This is a genomic window from Hyunsoonleella sp. 2307UL5-6 (assembly GCF_047345485.1).
GTDB lineage: Bacteria > Bacteroidota > Bacteroidia > Flavobacteriales > Flavobacteriaceae > Jejuia.
In genome coordinates, this window is sequence record NZ_JBLFEN010000001.1 from 425,773 (window position 1) to 444,184 (window position 18,412).

Sequence of the window (18,412 nt, forward strand, 5' to 3'; positions counted from 1 at the left end):
TAATGAAACACTTTTTATGCGACGACGTAGGAGGGAAGCGTAATATGTGTGGAATAGCAATAAATGTCAGAAAATGTTCATAAGTATTGATGTAATTGAATGAATATTAAGTCAAAACTTCCTTATTTTAGTTTCTTAAAATCTAATGAATGAAAATTTTACATATAACCGATTTACATTACACAAACAGAATAGGAGGAAGGACTAAGCAACAAAAATTAATTGAAAAGTTTTTAGTTGACATAAAAGAAAAAGCATTAAACATTGATTATGTAATATTTTCTGGCGATTTAGTAAATGATGGTTCCAATAAAAAAGATTTTGATATTGCTTGTAATGAGTTTCTTGTAAAAACATTAAGTGTTTTAAATGTTGATAAGTCAAATTTATTCATCTGCCCAGGGAATCACGATGTGGAAAGAGATGTTGTTTCTAACTCAGTTATTAAATATCTTGATGAAGAAATAAATGATAATTATAAACTAAACAATTTTTTTAGAAAAAACAATCCTGACTTAGAAACTAGTCATAAACCTTTAAGAAATTATAGAGAATTTATTAATAAATATTTTAATAAAGACAATGACGATTACAGTGAAGAAATGTACTCAACCCATATTAGAAATTCTGAAAATGGAAAAATTGGGTTTGTTTGTTTTAATACAGCATGGAGGTCAATAGGTCAGAATGATGATAATAATCTACTATTTCCACTATCTAAAATTGATGAAGCTCTAGATAGAATATTTAACTGTGAAATAAAAATTGCAATCCATCATCATCCATTAAATGACATTAAGCCTTACAACTTATATGATTTAGAAGATTTACTTCATAAAAGGTTCGATTTTATGTTTAGTGGTCATTTACATAAAAATAATGTGACAATGGATATAACGCCAAATGATGGTGTTGTAAAATTTGGTTCATCAGCAAGTCTATGTTTTGATGAAAATTCACAAATTGGTTATTCATTAATTGACATTGATTATGATGATCTAAAATTTCATGTGAGTTTCAGAATGTATGATCAAAAGAATGAGATATTTTATGCTTTGCCTATTAAAACGGATAAAATTCCAACTACAGAAATAAAAAAAGAGCAAAATAAACTAAGGAAAAATATAAGAAAAAGATATTTAGAAGAACTTGAAAATTCAAAAAGCTTATTAGTTGAAAGTGGTAATAGTAGTGAAGGGAAAAATTTATTAGAGTTAAGCACTAATCCTGTTCTTAAAAACAAATCTTTATCAGAAATTTTAAATAATGAAGAACAATCCCATCCTGATTTTGCTTGGTCAAGTTTTTTTGAATTTAAAAAAGACTTTATAATTTTTGGAAAGGATAAATGTGGAAAAACTATTTTACTAAAGAAAATCGAATTAGAGTTATTAAAAGATTTTTCTTTGCATGATTATATCCCGTTTTTTATTGATATTAAATCATGGAGTAGTTCAAATCAAATTTTTAATTTCGAAAGAGAGTTTGCTAAATATTACTATATAAATACGAATGTTGCAAGACACCTTCTTCATGACAAGAAAATTGTATTGCTAATTGATAATTTTCATATAAACAGTAAGGTTATTGATCATATAAAAGATAAGATAGAAGAATATGTTACTAATTATGATAACTTTAAATTAGTACTATGTTCAGTTAGTGGCTCCTTAAGTTCATTTGATAGTTCAAGATTTGATGGGAGAGTGCTTACTAAGCTATATTTTCACAGATTAAGGAAAATACATATTAAAGCTTTAACTAAAAAAAATTATAATCTATCTCAAGAAAAAGAAGAACAAATTGTAGAAAAAATTAATACTATTTTCAAAAAGCTTTCTATTCCTTTTAACTATTGGACAGTATCAATATTTTTATGGGTATTTAATAAAGATTCAAATAATAACTTGCATAATGATGTAGATTTAATCAACCTGTATATTGAAAAACTTTTAGAAAAAGAACAATTAACTGTATCGGCTTCAACATTTACTTATAATAATTATAAAAAGTTATTGGCAAACCTTGCTTATTTTTTACTTAAAAAACACCATTTAAATTCACACTACGCCAAGTATTCTGAAATTATCGAATTTATCCAGAAACAACTCGACAAAAACCCAAGAAAAAGCACTAATCCAAAGGAAATATTTGAATACTTAGATTCAAAAGGTCTATTGCGTAAAAAAGAACCCGACATTTATTCATTTAGACTAAATGGTGTATTTGAATATTTTATAGCCTATTATATGACTTTGGATGAGGACTTCTTAAGTAGTGCTCTAGAGGATAAAAGTTATTATCTATCATTTGCTAATGAATTTGAATTATATGCAGGATTCAAAAGAGATAACATTAATTTTTTAAATAGAATATATGGTAAAACTAAAGAGAATTTTTCACAGCTAAATTTATTATATGATTTAAATGAAAGCAACTTAGATAGTTTGTTAATAAGTAAAGTTAAGGAGGCTGATCATTTAGGTAAAGTTCTGGAAAAGTATTCTAAAAAATTTCAAGAAGGTTTAACGGAAATACAGCAGGATGAAATAGAAGAACAAATGATTAATGAGATGAAAATAGATGAATCTCATAGTGAAGTAAAACAGAAAATTATTAAGTCATTTAATGATACTGCTGAAACTTTAGAAGATAGTTTAAAAATTTTAGGTAAAGTATTTAGAAATATTGATGATATAGATGATTCAAATTTGGTATATGAAATATTTGATTATATAATTGACAATGCCTGTTTATGGAGTTATAAATTGTTAGATGAATTTGGAGAAATGGATTTATCTAAAATAATAAAGGAAGATGTAAAAGGAGAAGCTCAAGGACTTCTTAAACTAATATCTAGTGTTATCCCAACATTAGTTCAAGTAAGGTTATATGATATGATTGGGCATGTAAATTTGGAAGCTATTATTTTAGATAGATTAAAAACAGCAAAAGAAAATTTTAAAAAAAATCAGTTCAAAATCTTTATTTATACCTTTCTTCTTTTAGATATAAATTATAATTCACATAAAAGAATTGTAGATGATGTCATGCCACTTATTAGAATACCCATTATAAAGTACTCTTTTATTTTAAAACTAAATTATTATTTAGGTTTTAAAAACACATTATCCAAAGAAGATAAAAAATTTCTAAATAATAGAATTCAAAGTCAGTATCTAAAATTTAATAATAAAGTTGATATCGGAGATGTACAGAGAAATCTCTCTAAAAAGAATCAAAAATATCAAAATGAATAGCTTTTAATTCGACCTCATAAAGTTTTGGCTAAAACAATAGTAGAGTGGAGCGTCCATATTTTAGACTATACAAATGCAATAATCCAGTGGATGATTGCATTTGGATACATCATATCTAGAGCTAAATAGCATTTATGTGTAATTAACTAAAAATGTCTACTAGACATTTTATTAACGTTAAATAGTCTAAAATATAGCGTAACGAGCCGTTAATTGTTTCCAAAATTATATGCAGCCTTGAATTTTTGTTTTAGGTATTTAACTTTCGCTAAATAGTGTTTCAAGACACTATTTTAAAGAATTGATTGAGTAGCAATTTTTAAAATACCTAATAATGAAATACGAAAAAAAAGGATTAATTGAAGCTCTACATATAACAAGTGCATAGAATTTTATTTTTCTTAAAATTTATGCTCTTGTGGCAAACTTACGAGAATCGTCTAAAATTTTTTATTAAGTACATTTTGTCAAATACGCGATTTTTGATAATAGCAAAAAGGTTAGCTTTTATTTTGGCGTTAGCAAGCGATGGAGAGTTATTCGCAAGGTTTATATTTTTTTAGAGGAGCTCATGAATGCTGCGCATTTGTGTGTAAAATAAATTGCCAATGCAATTTGATTTTATAAAACAATCGAGCGCTTGGTAGCGGCTATTTTACATAACGAACAACTATGTCACAATTAGCTTGTACATAATTACTATCGATATAAGCCTAAAGGCGTTATATCTGTAATTATGTCAAATAGCCCAAAAATGGGCTATTACGCTAATTGTTGTAAAATGTACTATAATTTATATTATGTAAAATAGAATATTTAATACCGATATACCTACTTCACTATTTAAATAATAAATCTTGTATTTCTACAAATACTAAATAATACATCAAGAAACTAAGAAATTTAAATAATAGAAATAGAAACCTTATAAAATTCAGTAATTTTAAGGTCAATACTAAAATACCTTTTAAATCTTATAAAAACGATGCCTAAAAATATATACGGTGACCCCTTAATACCATGTTGTACAAACCCTATGACGGGTTATTTTAGAGACAGTTTATGTCGTACCATGCCCGAAGATACTGGCACGCATGTAGTTTGCGCCTTAATTACTGACGATTTTTTAAAGTACACAAAATCTAAAGGCAACGATTTAAGCACACCAAAACCACAATGGCAATTTCCTGGGTTAAAAGCTGGTGATAAATGGTGTTTATGCGTATCGCGCTGGCTAGAAGCCGAAAAAGCTGGTGTTGCTCCTAAAATTGACTTAAAAGCAACACATATTAAAGCCTTAGATTTTGCACCTTTAGAACGTTTTGAGGCGTATGCTATCTAATCAAAAGCTACCTGTCATTTTTAAAGTAACAATCCGTACACCATCATAAAATTAAGGTGCTATCCGTTTTATTGGATTCTAAACTTAGAGTTTAAAATCCTTATGTTGTAGTATATTCAAGCGTATTCAAGTTGTAATATATTTTATGAAACATCATCTTTATTTTATGCATAATTCGGTACTTTTGCTAAGCTTAAATTCAAATTATAGCTTATAAAAATTGCTATAAACTGTGCAGATAAAATTTTTATTTAGCTTTAAAACTACTGAGAATGAAACAGACTGCTTTATCAAACATACACGAAGCCCTTGGTGCTAAAATGGTGCCTTTTGCTGGATACAATATGCCTGTACAATACGAAGGCGTAACCATTGAACATGAAACTGTTAGAAATGAGGTTGGCGTGTTTGATGTATCCCACATGGGCGAATTTTTGATTGAAGGGCCGCAAGCCTTAGCACTCATTCAGAGTGTATCTAGTAATGATGCTTCAAAATTAACTGTTGGAAAAGCACAATATAGCTGCTTGCCTAACGATACTGGTGGTATTGTAGACGATTTAATTATTTATCGCATTAAGGAAGAGACTTATCTGTTAGTGGTAAATGCCAGTAATATTGAAAAAGATTGGAACTGGATAATGTCTAAAAACACTATGAACGCTACCATGCGCGATTTAAGTGAGGCCTATTCCCTACTCGCTATACAAGGTCCAAAAGCTGTGGAAGCAATGCAGTCTTTAACAAGTCACGATTTATCGGCCATTACATTTTACAATTTTATTGTTGGCGATTTTGCAGGAATAGACCATGTGATTATTTCGGCTACAGGATACACGGGAAGCGGTGGTTTCGAAATTTATTGTAAAAACACTGAGGTGGAACAAATTTGGACTAAAGTTTTAGAAGCTGGAGCCGATTTTGGTATAAAACCTATAGGACTTGCAGCACGTGATACTTTACGTTTAGAAATGGGCTATTGCTTATATGGTAACGATATTGATGATACTACCTCGCCTATTGAGGCTGGTTTAGGTTGGGTTACGAAATTCACTAAAACCTTTACAAATTCCGAAGCGCTAAAAGCTGAAAAAGAACGTGGTGCAGACCGAAAATTAATTGGTTTTGAATTGGACGATCGCGGTATTCCAAGACATGGTTACGATATTGTAGATGGCAACGGAAATGTCATTGGAAACGTAACATCAGGTACTATGGCGCCTTCATTAGGCAAAGGTATTGGCTTGGGCTACGTCCCTCCTGTTTTTGCAGCTGCTGGTAGTAAAATCAATATTCAAATTAGAAAAAAAACAATTCCTGCAACAGTGGTTAAATTACCATTTTATAAACAATAGATGGATTATCAAGATATTTTAAATGAAATTTACGAGAAAGTCATGTCTTTTAAAGACAGAGGCATTCCTGCTTCGTACATTCCAGAATTAGCACATGTAAATCCAGAAAATTTCGGATTGCATTTAAGATTCAATACTGGTGAAACCTATGGCGTAGGCGCATATCACACTAAATTCTCAATTCAAAGTATATCAAAAGCACTATCCTTAGCTTTAGCTTCCTCTTTTAAAAATAATGAGATTTTAAAACGTTTAGATGTTGAGCCTTCTGGCCATCCTTTTAATCAATTGGCATTATTAGAAATTGAACATGGTATACCAAGAAATCCGTTTATTAATTCTGGTGCTATTGTAATTGCTGATATTTTAGTTTCAAAATTAAAAAACCCCAAACAAGATTTTTTAGACTATGTTAGAGACATCACAGGTGATGATACTATAGATTACGACTATAAAGTAGCACAATCTGAAAAAGATACAGGGCATAAAAATTATGCTGCTGCACATTTACTTGAATCCTTTGGGAATTTAAAAAATGATGTTAATGAGGTTTTAGATTTTTATTTTCACCAATGTTCGTTACACATGTCTTGCACCCAAATAACAAAAGCATTCTATATGTTTGCAAACCGCGGTAAATGTGTTTTAAACAAAACAAGACTTACCGAGCAACGTGTAAAACGTATTAATGCCATAATGTTAACCTGCGGATTTTATGATGAAGCTGGAGAGTTTGCCTTTGAAGTGGGTTTACCAGGAAAAAGCGGCGTTGGTGGTGGTATTGCAGCACTCCTTCCCGAGCAATTTGTAATTTCGGTATGGTCACCAGGGCTTAATAAACGCGGTAATTCTAAATTAGGCATGCTAGCTTTAGAACAATTTACTTCAAAAACACAGTTATCTATATTTTAATTTTTGGTATTGACGTTTGATTAGAGATGAAGGGTATTAGCGAAAAACATAAAATATTAGTGCTTGGTGGTAGCGGTTTTTTAGGTGGTGCAATTTATAAGGAACTCTGCTCCTATTTTAGAACTTTTGCGACTTACAATACAAACAACAGTCAGTTTGAGAAAAACCATCATTTTTTTCAATATAATTTTGAAGAAGATGATATTTTTGAGATTCTTGATATAGTAAAACCAACTATAATAATTTCTGCATTACGCGGCGATTTTTCAAAACAAGTGTTGTTACATCAGCATTTAGCAGAATATGTGGTGAGTCAAAATGTAAAATTACTATTTCTATCCTCTGCCAATGTGTTTGATGCGTATAGCAAATACCCGAGTTACGAAGAAGATAAAACCTTGAGTAATAGTATTTACGGCCATTTTAAGATAAAAATTGAAAACATGTTATTGCGCTTACCAAAACGGCAAATAGCAATTTTAAGACTGCCTATGGTTTTTGGAAATCAATCACCTAGAATAAACGAAATACTGCAACATATAAAAGATGAAACACCTATAGAGATTTTTCCTAATTTAATAATGAATGTTACAACAGATTCTAAACTTACGCAACAAATTCATTACATCATTAACAGAAATAAATATGGAGTGTTTCACTTAGGCAGTAACGATTTGGTGCATCATGATGATTTTATTAAAGAAATAATATCCACATTAAATATAAATAAAAAAGAACATTATAAAAGGGTATATACTACCAACGATGATAGATATTTAGCAGTATTACCTAAAGTGAATAAACTACCAAAGCACCTTCAATTGTATAGTCAAAACATATTAGAAGAATTAAGCCTTTAAGTTGAATGTTTTGTATTAAAAACTTATATTAGGTATATGTAACTTATAAAAATAAATTATGAAAAAACTCTCTGAACAAGAAATAGAAGCTAAATTACTAAGATTTCCAGATTGGGAGTATTATGATAATGCCATACATGCAGAATTTGAGTTTGAAAACTTTAAAGATTGCTTTAGTGCTATGAGCCGTATTGCTTTTGAGTGTGAAGCCTTAAGTCATCATCCTAACTGGTCTAACGTGTATAATGTGTTAACCATTTCTTTATCTACGCATGATGCTGATGGTGTAACTTCTAAAGATTTTAAATTGGCAGAAGCTATTGAAACTATTGTGGAGCCAGAAGATGAATAACACAATTTTTGCGCTTAGTTTATAGTACTGCCAGAAACTATTATTTTTTTAAATTTGCGAAACGTCTAAATAATAATAAACTTTAGGCACTATAATGACTTATAACTTTTTAACTTAAAACTATGGGAAGAGCTTTTGAATTTAGAAAAGCAAGAAAAATGAAACGTTGGTCTGCCATGAGTAAAGCCTTTACGCGTATAGGTAAAGATATTGTAATGGCTGTAAAAGAAGGTGGTCCAGATCCTGATAGTAATTCCCGATTACGTGCGGTGATACAGAATGCGAAGTCTGTAAATATGCCAAAGGATAATGTAGAACGTGCTATTAAACGTGCATCTGACAAAAGCCAAGGCGATTATAAAGAAGTAGTTTTTGAAGGTTATGCACAACACGGTATTGCTATTTTAGTAGAAACAGCGACTGATAATAATACAAGAACCGTAGCTAATGTGCGTAGTTATTTTAATAAATGTGATGGTAGTTTGGGTACATCAGGTTCTGTGGTATTTATGTTTGACCATACTTGTAATTTTAAAATTAAAGGTGAAACTTTAGATTTAGAAGAGCTGGAATTGGAATTAATTGATTTTGGGGTTGAAGAAATTTTTGAAGATACCGATCAAGATGCAGATGGGAACCAAATTAATAGTGTGATGATTTATGCGCCTTTTGAAAGTTTTGGAAAAATTCAATCGTATTTGGAAGAAAACAATATTGAAATTTTATCCTCTGGTTTTGAGCGTATACCACAAGTCACCAAATCTATATCTGCTGAACAAGCTGCTGATGTTGTAAAGCTACTTGAAAAACTAGAAGAAGATGATGATGTGCAAAACGTATATCATACGATGCAGGAAACAGATTAGCCATTTACCAAAAAAATATAAAACCTGAACCAAATAATATTGATTCGGTTTTTTTTAAGCGTTTAGAACAGATGCAATAGTATTTGCTCTATGTATTTTACCAGACGCTGTTTCTTTAAACTTTCTTGTAAAATAGATGTGTTTTGGCTTTTCATATTTATCTAAACCATCTAATAAAGTGTCATCTACATCATTTTCAGTCCCTTCTACTACCATAATTACTTTTTCACCTAAAGTATCATCCTCAATACCATAGATAAAAAATTGACGTCCTTTCATTTTATCTTGAAGCTTCTCCTCTATTTGCTCCGGAAATACTTTAATACCGCCCGTATTAATAACATTATCATAGCGTCCAATCCATTCAAATTGGTTTTCAGAATAAATTTCTACTAAATCGTTTGTAACAATAATTTCATCCGAAAGGTTTGGTGCTTCAATAACTAAACATCCTCTATCGTCTTTAGATATGTTAATATTGGGTAATGTTGTAAAATAGTTATCAGTTTCAGATCCAGAGAAGTTATTAAGTTTTTTAACGGCTATATGAGATACGGTTTCCGTCATCCCATACGTTTCATAAACTTGTGGTTTTTTGTCTTTAATTAGTGCTTTAATCGTATTAGATACTCGACCACCACCAACAATCACAGTTTTTATAGACTTTAAATATTTAGCAAAGTTTTTTAACTGCATTGGCGTAAATGCACAAAAATCGTAATCTTTATCATAGTCAATTCTAGGTAAAGATGATGGCACAACCATATCTACTTCTAGCCCTAAAACTATAGCCCTTACCATCATCATTTTTCCTGCTATAAAGTTAGAAGGCAAACAATTTAACACTTTTTTACCAGGTGTTAAATTAAAAAAATCACCTGTAGTAATGGCTGAATTAACCATGGCTTGCTTGCTTATTTTCAACATCTTAGGCTTTCCTGTAGACCCTGAAGTTTTAACCTCTATATATTGTTTGTTATCTAACCAGTCCAATAAAAACAAGCCTAATTGTTGTTGATAAGGGTAACCTTCTTTTACAAAACTATAGGCCACTTCCATTAAACTTTCATAATCATAATGATAGCCTTCTAACTTAAATCTATTGTGAACTTTGGTGTAATCTGGAGTCATATTTTTATATATCTATTCTTCTAAAATTTTATAATCTTCTTTTGGTGGTTCAATCACAGGACCTAGTAACTTATCTTTCCAATTAGTCCATTTGTATTTTTTAGATAAAATGAACAATAGAATAGGAAATATGACAAACACAGGCACAAAAATTTCCATGATTCCCATTTTCTCAGGATCACTGATATCCTTTAGAATACTGTTGGTTTGTAAAGCAGTCCAATCTGCAGTAACTAATAACGCAGTAAATAAGTTGTTTGCAAAATGAAATCCTAAAGCTAGTTCTAAGCCATCATCCATAAGGGTTATAATACCTAAAAATAAGCCTGTACCTATATAATACACCATAATGATATATCCCAGTTGTTCTACTTCTGGATTTAGTATGTGCATTAAGCCAAAAGTGACAGAAGTAATAATTAATGGCAACCATCTATTTTTAAAAAGGGTACCTAAAAACTGCATACCATAACCCCTAAATGCATATTCTTCAAAACTAGTTTGTAATGGTAAAAGAATAACACCTATTGCTAATAGAACTAAAAAAGGTTGCAACTTAAAATTCCAAACATAATTTTCTGGAGCAAAATAAAAATACTCTAACAATACAAAACTACTTGATGTAACACCCCAAACTATAAATATGAACCAAAACCGTTTCCAATCAATTTTAGACCTTGTTGTAGTAAATTGAGTAATGGACAAGTTATGCAAGTATTTAGAACTTATCAAAACACCTAAAAGCCCAATGGCAAAAGATAAGAGCATTAAAAATAAAAATAAATTTTCACCTAATAACGTGGCCATTCCAGCAATATCAGTAGGAAAATCTTTAAAACTCTCTACTTTTAGCGCTAACCCAATTAACAATGGCATAGAACCTATAATTTGCCACATAATAAATATGATAACACAACCTATAATATAACGCCATGCATCTGTTAATCCTTTATAAGCTTGTTCTATATACATATCTATAACTTAATTTTCCATTTTGCAGCCTCTCCATAATTCAGTTGTCCTTTATCCACATATAGTGGCGACTCAAAATTATTAGTAAACAATCCGCCAGTACCTAAACCTTGTGGCATTTTATTTTTGGTGGTGTAAGTATATTGGGCAATAGCGTTTAAACCAACATTACTTTCTAAGGCACTAGTTATCCACCATCCAATACCTTCTTTTTCTGCTGCATCTATCCAAGTATTACTCCCTGCAAATCCGCCAACCAAAGTGGGTTTCAATATAATGTATTGTGGACGAATAGCTTGTAGTAATTCTGTTTTTTTTGCAACATTAAAGACCCCAATCAATTCTTCATCTAAAGCAATAGGTAATGGTGTTTTTTCGCAAAGTAAAGCCATATCATCAATTTGGCCTTGTTTTATAGGTTGTTCTATAGAATGCAAATCGTGATCTGATAGTATTTTAAGTTTTTCCAAAGCATCATTAACAGCAAATGCACCATTAGCATCCACACGTAATTGTATGTCTTTAGAAGTGAATTCTTTTCGTAGGGCTTTCAACACCCCTATTTCTTTTTTAAAATCAATAGCTCCTATTTTCATTTTAATACAATCAAAACCAGCAGCAATTTTATCTTTTATCTGCTGTTTCATAAAGGTTTCGCTACCCATCCATATTAAACCATTAATTGCAATAGAGGCCTTACCTGTTGTAAAATCAGAAGGAAATAGTATGAATTGAGTATTACTTTTTAGAGATTTAAATGCTATTTCTAAACCAAATTGAATACTTGGGTATGCGGCTAGTTTATCAAGAAGCGTATCTAAACCAAGAGTAATATTATCACAAGTCCATTGTAATTTAGATTCAAAATTTGGAACATCATCAATAGATAAGCCTTTAAACATACCACATTCACCAATACCTTGTTTACCTTCAGAATTAATAATTATAACCCACGTTTCTTTGGTGTTTAATATACCCCGAGAAGTACCGCTTGGTGTTTTAAAATTTAAAATATGTTTTTTAAAAGCTGCATTCATACTTGTACTACAAAAATACACATCAAAATACAAAAGGCACAACTTTAGCATTTAAAGTTGTGCCTTTTTTTAAGTAATTTTACTTAAGAGTTTATATAAAATCTACTTTACCTGTTTCCATATTATAAAGTGCTGCAACTATTTTAATTTTTCCCTTGTTTTCAAGTTCAGCCATTTTAGGCGATGCTTTACGGATATCTTCAACAGTTTTTATCGCATTATTTTTTATAACACTAGTAGTAAATGCTGTGTTTTTAGAAGATACTTCTCCATTTTTTTCTGTCATCGCTACAGAAGGTTTTATTTCATTTAGCAAATCATTTAAAGCAGTCATATTCATAGAGGCAGCATCGGTGTTATCTATAGCATGTTTTACTGCACCGCATGAGGTATGCCCTAATACGATAACTAGTTTAGACCCAGCCACTGCTGATGCAAATTCCATAGAACCTACAATATCTCTATTTTCAATATTCCCAGCTACTCTTGCTACAAAAATATCACCAATTCCTAAATCAAAAACATCTTCAACTGGCACTCTACTATCTACACAAGATAATACTATAGCTTTAGGATATTGTCCTATTGCAGCTTTACGACGTTGTTCTGAGTGGTCGCGTTGCGTTAAATTATTGTTTACGAAATTTTCATTCCCTTTTTTTAATCTACCAATAATTTCATCTGGTGTCATACTTGCTTGCTCTTCTGCAGTAAGCACACTTTTTATTGGTGTTGCCATATCTACCGTAGCTGTTTTTACTTCAGAAACTACTGTCTTTTTTTCAGAATTATCACAAGACATGATTAAACTCGCAAAAACTGAAATACCTAAAAATTTTAATGACTTTTTCATAATGTTAATTTTAATTTAATATTATTAAAAATTGTGGTGAAAACTAAATTGTAATTGCCCTTTACCCCAGTTTACAGTTTTTTGATTCATCCATCCAAATTGGATGCGTTGCTCTGGTTTTAAAACATAACCTAAACCTAGATATGTTCTATTTCTATCAAAAAGTTGTACTGTGTTATTATTGCCAATATTAGTTTGTCCATTAATAAATATTTCATTGTAAAATGCTGTATATATAGCATTTTTAACCAATGCTTTTTTATTTAAAGGGATGTTTAAAAATAAGTTGTAGCGGTATCTTGTTCTAAAATCTTGATTTTCCACAAAGCGTTGTTCGTACCTAAATCTATGAGCTAAGTAAAAGCGACTCCCTAATTTTTGAGAAAAAAGTGCTTCTTGATATATCCTGTTTTCGCCAGTAGTATCGTTACGATCACCAAAAGTCCCTGTTGTAATATTTGCAAAACCTAATGTAAATAATACTCCAGAATCTTTTGGTGTATAAGTAACTCCAGTTCTAACCAATAATTGTTCTAAATCTCCTATAGTATTCCAATTTCTATATTGCAAATCTCCTTGAATACCAAAATTACTAGTATCAAATTGTTTATTAAAAAAATACATATACCAAGCGCCCGTTTGTGATTGCTCTGGTTGTGAATAAGCAAAGAAAGTTGAAAGCAAAATAACTAATAAAGAAAGTTTTGATTTCATAATAAATAGTTTTAATTTCAATTGTAAAAGCAATACTATTAATTTGATTTAAGTCAATAAATTATTAGTATTTCTTATAATACAATAGGAAATGTAAATATTGAGTTGTTTTTATAAATCTATAGCATCGCCAATTTCTAGAAGTATTAAGTTCTTATTATGCTCTAAGAACTTCTTTTTAGCCATTTGATGATCAATTTCAATATATCCAAAAGTGTCGTAGTGGTATCCTAAAATTGTATCACAAGCTAGAAAATTACTAGCTAAAACGGCATCATCAATACCCATAGTAAAATTATCACCAATTGGTAAAATAGCTAAGTCTAGTTTTGTATGCATTGGTATTAACTTCATATCAAAAGTTAACGCTGTATCACCAGCTATATAAATATTTTCATCTTCACCTTCTATTACAAAACCCCCAGGTTGACCACCATAGCTACCATCTGGAAATGAAGACGTATGTATTGCATTAACATATTTTACCATACCAAACTCGAAAGACCATTTGCCACCATGATTCATAGGATGACATTCTATACCAAAGTTGCTAAAATAATTTGCAATTTCATAATTCGTAACTACAGTAGCTCTTGTACGTTTTGCAATAGCCTCTACATCTAGTATATGATCTTGATGTGCATGTGTAACTAAAATATAATCAGCTTTTATTTCATGAATATCTATATGTTCAGCTTTAGGATTACCGGTTATAAAAGGATCTACAACAATATGTATGTCTTTAATTTGTATACCAAGGGAAGCGTGACCGTAAAATGTAATTTTCATAAAAAAAGTTTTTACTAAAATACTGAAATTACAAGTAAAATTACAGTAAATGCCCGATTGCCATTAATAGCGACAAGAAGAAAGCCGATAGTGCTACTTTTTTTAATTCAAAATCCAATTCTGCTACATTACTGTTGTTTTTAACTAATATCACATGTTTAATTAAAGGAATGTAAGCGATAAAATATATCAAATTAAAAGGTGACACATAATATAATATACCAAATAATGCAGAAACAATTATGGCAGAAATAATTAGAAAGAAGTGGTATTTTTTTGCTTTTTCTATGCCTAATTTAGCAGCTAACGTCATTTTATCGGATGCTAAATCTGACTTAATGTCCCTCATGTTATTTAGATTTAGAACTGCCACAGATAACAAACCTATGGTAATTGCTGGCAGAAAAACTACATGATCTATAGTTTTAGCATATAAAACATAACAACCAATAACACTAACTAGTCCAAAAAAAACAAACACAAAAACATCTCCCAAACCTCTGTATCCATAAGCTTTACCACCAACAGTATATTTAATAGCTGCAACAACTGAGGCTATACCTAAACCTAAAAAAAGTAGCGTAAGTAAAAAATGTTGAGAACCGAACGCTGTAAAAATCAAGAAAAAGGATAATACAATACATATTAAGATGTTTAGCTTTATGGCTTCAAACATTGTTTCAGGTGTAATTGCACCACTTTGTAAGGCACGCTCTGGTCCTATCCTGTTTTGGTTGTCGGTGCCTTTTATACCATCACCATAATCATTAGCTAAATTAGATAGTATCTGTAAACTAATCGTGGTGAAAATAGCGAGAATAAAAATTTTAATATCAAAAAAACCGTTGTAAGCCGCTAAACTAGAGGCTATAATAATACCCGATAATGATAATGGTAGTGTGCGCAGTCGCATTGCAGAAATCCATATTGAAATGTTTTTCATTATGGAATCCATTTTTTGACAAAGTTAGGTTTACGTTTTTCTAAAAATGCATCACGTCCCTCTTTTGCCTCATCTGTCATATAAGCTAATCGTGTAGCTTCTCCTGCAAATACTTGTTGCCCTACCATACCGTCATCGGTTAAATTCATAGCAAATTTAAGCATTTTGATGGATGTAGGCGATTTTGCTAATATTTCTTGAGCCCACTCATAAGCTGTACTTTCCAATTCGGCGTGTGGTATTACTGCGTTTACCATACCCATTTCGTATGCCTCTTGAGCTGAATAGTTTCTACCTAAGAAAAATATTTCTCTGGCTTTTTTTTGTCCTACCATTTTCGCTAAATAAGCTGATCCGTAACCGCCATCAAAACTAGTAACATCTGCATCCGTTTGTTTAAAAATAGCGTGTTCTTTACTGGCCAAAGTTAAATCGCAAACCACATGTAAACTATGGCCACCACCTACAGCCCAACCAGGAACTACAGCTATTACAGCTTTAGGCATAAACCGAATTAATCGTTGTACTTCAAGTATGTTTAACCTATGATACCCATCTTCTCCAACATAACCTTGATGACCTCTAGCTTTTTGATCGCCACCACTACAAAACGAATAAACACCGTCTTTACTTGATGGTCCTTCTGCAGATAATAAAACTACACCTATAGACGTATCTTCATTAGCGTCATAAAATGCATCATACAATTCACTAGTCGTTTTTGGTCTAAATGCATTCCTAATATCTGGTCTATTAAAAGCAATACGGGCAACACCATTGCATTTATTATATGTTATATCCTCATATTCTTTGACACACTCCCATTTAATACCACTCATATGCTTAAATTTTAGTCAAAAATATATTATATTTTACAAAGTGTTATATTCTTATTAAAATAATAATTAAGAATATCAATTTATAATGAATTCTCATTAATGTAAGAAAATAAATTAAAGATTGGTAAAAATCAAAATAAGTAGCTCTACTTATTTTTTTGTAGTACTTTATTTGCTAAATTTGGATCATATTAACAAATAAATTAACGTTTCATCTTATTTATTAGCATTTTATCGAAAAATTTAATACTTTTACCGAAATATCAATCCCCAACTATTTATGATATATAACATTACTTTAACAATAATAAGTTTACTAATCTTAAATGGATTAGCCTTTGCGGTAACTTATTTAGCAACTAAAAAGAAGCAAACTTTACAAAAAGATTTAAGTACAGATAGTACTTTAATTACCTTAAACAGTAATAAAAGTGATACATCTAAAACACAAGAACTAGCACCTACAGGAAGTTAATACCTACTACCAATTTATCTGGTTTTTATTTATTTTCCTAAGATAAGCGTTGGTTAAACTAAAATGTTTATTACCAAACCAATAACCTCTATTGGCACTTAATGGTGATGGATGCCCTGTTGTTAATATTAGATGTTTACTCGTATCTATTAATTTTGATTTTTTTTTCGCATAACCGCCCCAAAGTAAAAAAACAACACGCTCTTTTTGAGTGCTAACAGTTTTAATAACAGCATCGGTAAAAACTTCCCAACCCTTTTTTTGATGGCTCCCTGCTTGATGCGCACGAACTGTTAAGGTTGCATTTAATAGTAATACACCTTGCTTAGCCCATCTTGATAAATCGCCACTTTTGGGATAAGGATTCCCTAAATCTGTTTCTATTTCTTTAAAAATATTAACTAGAGAAGGCGGATGTTTCATATTTTCACTTACTGAAAAACACAAGCCATTTGCTTGTCCATTACCATGATATGGGTCCTGACCGATAATAACGACTTTAACCTCATTGAAATGGCAATAATTAAAAGCATTAAATATATCTATACTAGCAGGAAAACACTGGTAACTTTTATACTCTTTTCTAACAAACTCAGCTAAATTTTTAAAATACGATTTTTCAAATTCAGCGTTTAAGTAGGATTTCCAACTTTCATGAATAGTTACTTCCATCAATTTAAAATTCTAAATAATAGCTCTTTTAATAAATCACCTTGTGAAACTGCATTAGCACCAACCCCTTTACTCTTTACATCAAAATCTCTTAAAACTGAGATTACAGCACTCACGTTTCGCATAGGATAGTTTCTTGCCGCTAAAACATATTCATTTACAAAATAAGGATTGATTCTTAAAGCTGATGCCACATTTCGTGGAGATTTATCTTTTAAACCATGGAAATGTAATAGATGAGAAAAAAAGTTAAATAGCAACGCAACAGTAACTACAATAGGGTTGTCTTTAGGATTATCGGCAAAATAATTCGCTATTTTATGAGCTTTTTTAGCATTTCGTTCTCCAACAGCTTTACGCAATTCAAAATTATTATAATCCTTACTTATACCAATATTTTCTTCAATCACTTCAGGTGTAATCTGGCTATCTTTTGGTAAAATAATTTGTAACTTCTCTAATTCGTTGTTTATTTTACTTAAATCTGTACCTAAAAACTCTACAAGCATTTGCGCCGCCTTGGGCGTTATAGTATAGCTTTTTGGGGATAATGTGCGTCTAATCCAATCTGCAACTTGGTTTTCATATAGCGTTTTACTTTCGTAAATAACTCCAGTTTTTTTTATTGATTTGTATAAGGCTTTACGTTTATCAATTTTTTTATACTTATAATTAACAACCAAAATTGTAGTAGGCTGTGGGTTTTTAGCATAAGATGCTAATTTCTCAATGGTACGAGACAAGTCTTGCGCCTCTTTAATAATTACCACTTGGTACTCTGCCATCATAGGATAGCGTTTTGCATTACTTATAATATCTTCAATTGATACATCTCTACCGTACAATGTCATTTGGTTAAAACCTCGCTCTTCTTGCGATAAAATACTATTTTCAATAAAATCAGAAATTTTATCAATGTAGTATGGCTCCTCACCCATTAAAAAATAAATTGGCTTTAAGTTTTTATTTTTAATATCTGTAACTAATTGCTTAACCTCGTCCAAAACTTAATAAAATTTTTTATTTAAAAACATTCAAAA

General features: G+C 30.6%; 18 protein-coding genes. 8 read left to right on the top strand and 10 right to left on the bottom strand.

The annotated features are described in order from the left end of the window. The first annotated feature begins 149 nt into the window (after positions 1-149). The 7 genes from ACKGJY_RS01875 to ACKGJY_RS01905 all read left to right on the top strand — a co-directional run bounded on the left by ACKGJY_RS01875 (position 150) and on the right by ACKGJY_RS01905 (position 8,947). Positions 150-3,260: a metallophosphoesterase gene (locus ACKGJY_RS01875; protein ID WP_413972145.1), complete on the top strand. Its 3,111-nt coding sequence runs from the start codon at positions 150-152 to the stop codon at positions 3,258-3,260. 985 nt (positions 3,261-4,245) lie between these two features. After that, positions 4,246-4,602 (top strand): DUF2237 family protein, encoded by a 357-nt coding sequence (locus tag ACKGJY_RS01880; RefSeq protein ID WP_413972146.1) that lies wholly within the window; start codon positions 4,246-4,248, stop codon positions 4,600-4,602. A gap of 272 nt (positions 4,603-4,874) precedes the next feature. Beyond that, complete coding sequence (gene gcvT, locus ACKGJY_RS01885) at positions 4,875-5,957, top strand: glycine cleavage system aminomethyltransferase GcvT (RefSeq protein WP_413972147.1); 1,083 nt, start codon at positions 4,875-4,877, stop codon at positions 5,955-5,957. Then, complete coding sequence (locus tag ACKGJY_RS01890) at positions 5,958-6,869, top strand: glutaminase (RefSeq protein WP_413972148.1); 912 nt, start codon at positions 5,958-5,960, stop codon at positions 6,867-6,869. 26 nt (positions 6,870-6,895) lie between these two features. Next, positions 6,896-7,729, top strand: a complete 834-nt coding sequence (locus tag ACKGJY_RS01895) for a sugar nucleotide-binding protein (RefSeq protein ID WP_413972149.1) — start codon at positions 6,896-6,898, stop codon at positions 7,727-7,729. Positions 7,730-7,787: 58 nt separating this feature from the next. Further along, a complete protein-coding gene (locus tag ACKGJY_RS01900; protein ID WP_413972150.1) occupies positions 7,788-8,081 on the top strand; it encodes a 4a-hydroxytetrahydrobiopterin dehydratase in 294 nt (97 codons plus the stop codon). Positions 8,082-8,203: 122 nt separating this feature from the next. After that, a complete protein-coding gene (locus ACKGJY_RS01905; RefSeq protein ID WP_413972151.1) occupies positions 8,204-8,947 on the top strand; it encodes a YebC/PmpR family DNA-binding transcriptional regulator in 744 nt (247 codons plus the stop codon). 54 nt (positions 8,948-9,001) lie between these two features. Here the strand turns inward: ACKGJY_RS01905 and ACKGJY_RS01910 are convergent, their stop codons facing one another. The 8 genes from ACKGJY_RS01910 to ACKGJY_RS01945 form a co-directional block, all read right to left on the bottom strand. Then, positions 9,002-10,078: an AMP-binding protein gene (locus ACKGJY_RS01910; RefSeq protein WP_413972152.1), complete on the bottom strand. Its 1,077-nt coding sequence runs from the start codon at positions 10,076-10,078 to the stop codon at positions 9,002-9,004. Positions 10,079-10,090: 12 nt separating this feature from the next. After that, positions 10,091-11,050 (bottom strand): lysostaphin resistance A-like protein, encoded by a 960-nt coding sequence (locus tag ACKGJY_RS01915; RefSeq protein WP_413972153.1) that lies wholly within the window; start codon positions 11,048-11,050, stop codon positions 10,091-10,093. A 2-nt stretch (positions 11,051-11,052) separates the two neighbouring features. Further along, the gene (locus tag ACKGJY_RS01920) at positions 11,053-12,087 is read right to left on the bottom strand and encodes an o-succinylbenzoate synthase (RefSeq protein WP_413972458.1); all 1,035 of its coding nucleotides are present in this window, start codon (positions 12,085-12,087) and stop codon (positions 11,053-11,055) included. Between the two features lie 91 nt (positions 12,088-12,178). Further along, entirely contained in the window at positions 12,179-12,940 is a 762-nt protein-coding gene (locus tag ACKGJY_RS01925) for a carbonic anhydrase family protein (RefSeq protein ID WP_413972154.1), read from the bottom strand. Between the two features lie 24 nt (positions 12,941-12,964). Then, complete coding sequence (locus ACKGJY_RS01930) at positions 12,965-13,654, bottom strand: DUF2490 domain-containing protein (RefSeq protein WP_413972155.1); 690 nt, start codon at positions 13,652-13,654, stop codon at positions 12,965-12,967. A gap of 111 nt (positions 13,655-13,765) precedes the next feature. After that, positions 13,766-14,443 (bottom strand): metal-dependent hydrolase, encoded by a 678-nt coding sequence (locus ACKGJY_RS01935; RefSeq protein ID WP_413972156.1) that lies wholly within the window; start codon positions 14,441-14,443, stop codon positions 13,766-13,768. Between the two features lie 40 nt (positions 14,444-14,483). Then, a complete protein-coding gene (menA, locus tag ACKGJY_RS01940) occupies positions 14,484-15,386 on the bottom strand; it encodes a 1,4-dihydroxy-2-naphthoate octaprenyltransferase (RefSeq protein WP_413972157.1) in 903 nt (300 codons plus the stop codon). Continuing rightward, positions 15,386-16,225, bottom strand: coding sequence for a 1,4-dihydroxy-2-naphthoyl-CoA synthase (locus ACKGJY_RS01945; protein ID WP_413972158.1), 840 nt, complete (start codon positions 16,223-16,225; stop codon positions 15,386-15,388). The genes menA and ACKGJY_RS01945 overlap by 1 nt, the downstream gene beginning before the upstream one ends. A 280-nt stretch (positions 16,226-16,505) precedes the next feature. Here ACKGJY_RS01945 and ACKGJY_RS01950 point away from each other — a divergent pair, with 280 nt between their 5' ends. After that, positions 16,506-16,700 carry a hypothetical protein gene (locus tag ACKGJY_RS01950; protein WP_413972159.1) on the top strand — a complete coding sequence of 65 codons (195 nt, stop codon included), beginning with the start codon at positions 16,506-16,508 and terminating at the stop codon, positions 16,698-16,700. A gap of 6 nt (positions 16,701-16,706) precedes the next feature. On the opposite strand, the gene ACKGJY_RS01955 is transcribed toward ACKGJY_RS01950, so the two are convergent. Both ACKGJY_RS01955 and holA read right to left on the bottom strand, forming a co-directional pair. Next, positions 16,707-17,372, bottom strand: a complete 666-nt coding sequence (locus tag ACKGJY_RS01955; RefSeq protein WP_413972160.1) for a uracil-DNA glycosylase — start codon at positions 17,370-17,372, stop codon at positions 16,707-16,709. Continuing rightward, positions 17,372-18,376, bottom strand: coding sequence for a DNA polymerase III subunit delta (gene holA, locus ACKGJY_RS01960; protein ID WP_413972161.1), 1,005 nt, complete (start codon positions 18,374-18,376; stop codon positions 17,372-17,374). Before holA ends, ACKGJY_RS01955 begins: the two co-directional genes overlap by 1 nt. Positions 18,377-18,412: the final 36 nt, after the last annotated feature.

Excerpts from the sequence above, each read along its gene's own strand:
- ACKGJY_RS01875 (WP_413972145.1), top strand. The coding sequence starts at position 150 with ATGAAAATTTTACATATAACCGATTTACATTACACAAACAGAATAGGA.
- ACKGJY_RS01880 (WP_413972146.1), top strand. The coding sequence starts at position 4,246 with ATGCCTAAAAATATATACGGTGACCCCTTAATACCATGTTGTACAAAC.
- gcvT (WP_413972147.1), top strand. The coding sequence starts at position 4,875 with ATGAAACAGACTGCTTTATCAAACATACACGAAGCCCTTGGTGCTAAA.
- ACKGJY_RS01890 (WP_413972148.1), top strand. The coding sequence starts at position 5,958 with ATGGATTATCAAGATATTTTAAATGAAATTTACGAGAAAGTCATGTCT.
- ACKGJY_RS01895 (WP_413972149.1), top strand. The coding sequence starts at position 6,896 with ATGAAGGGTATTAGCGAAAAACATAAAATATTAGTGCTTGGTGGTAGC.
- ACKGJY_RS01900 (WP_413972150.1), top strand. The coding sequence starts at position 7,788 with ATGAAAAAACTCTCTGAACAAGAAATAGAAGCTAAATTACTAAGATTT.
- ACKGJY_RS01905 (WP_413972151.1), top strand. The coding sequence starts at position 8,204 with ATGGGAAGAGCTTTTGAATTTAGAAAAGCAAGAAAAATGAAACGTTGG.
- ACKGJY_RS01910 (WP_413972152.1), bottom strand. The coding sequence starts at position 10,078 with ATGACTCCAGATTACACCAAAGTTCACAATAGATTTAAGTTAGAAGGC.
- ACKGJY_RS01915 (WP_413972153.1), bottom strand. The coding sequence starts at position 11,050 with ATGTATATAGAACAAGCTTATAAAGGATTAACAGATGCATGGCGTTAT.
- ACKGJY_RS01920 (WP_413972458.1), bottom strand. The coding sequence starts at position 12,087 with ATGAATGCAGCTTTTAAAAAACATATTTTAAATTTTAAAACACCAAGC.
- ACKGJY_RS01925 (WP_413972154.1), bottom strand. The coding sequence starts at position 12,940 with ATGAAAAAGTCATTAAAATTTTTAGGTATTTCAGTTTTTGCGAGTTTA.
- ACKGJY_RS01930 (WP_413972155.1), bottom strand. The coding sequence starts at position 13,654 with ATGAAATCAAAACTTTCTTTATTAGTTATTTTGCTTTCAACTTTCTTT.
- ACKGJY_RS01935 (WP_413972156.1), bottom strand. The coding sequence starts at position 14,443 with ATGAAAATTACATTTTACGGTCACGCTTCCCTTGGTATACAAATTAAA.
- menA (WP_413972157.1), bottom strand. The coding sequence starts at position 15,386 with ATGAAAAACATTTCAATATGGATTTCTGCAATGCGACTGCGCACACTA.
- ACKGJY_RS01945 (WP_413972158.1), bottom strand. The coding sequence starts at position 16,225 with ATGAGTGGTATTAAATGGGAGTGTGTCAAAGAATATGAGGATATAACA.
- ACKGJY_RS01950 (WP_413972159.1), top strand. The coding sequence starts at position 16,506 with ATGATATATAACATTACTTTAACAATAATAAGTTTACTAATCTTAAAT.
- ACKGJY_RS01955 (WP_413972160.1), bottom strand. The coding sequence starts at position 17,372 with ATGGAAGTAACTATTCATGAAAGTTGGAAATCCTACTTAAACGCTGAA.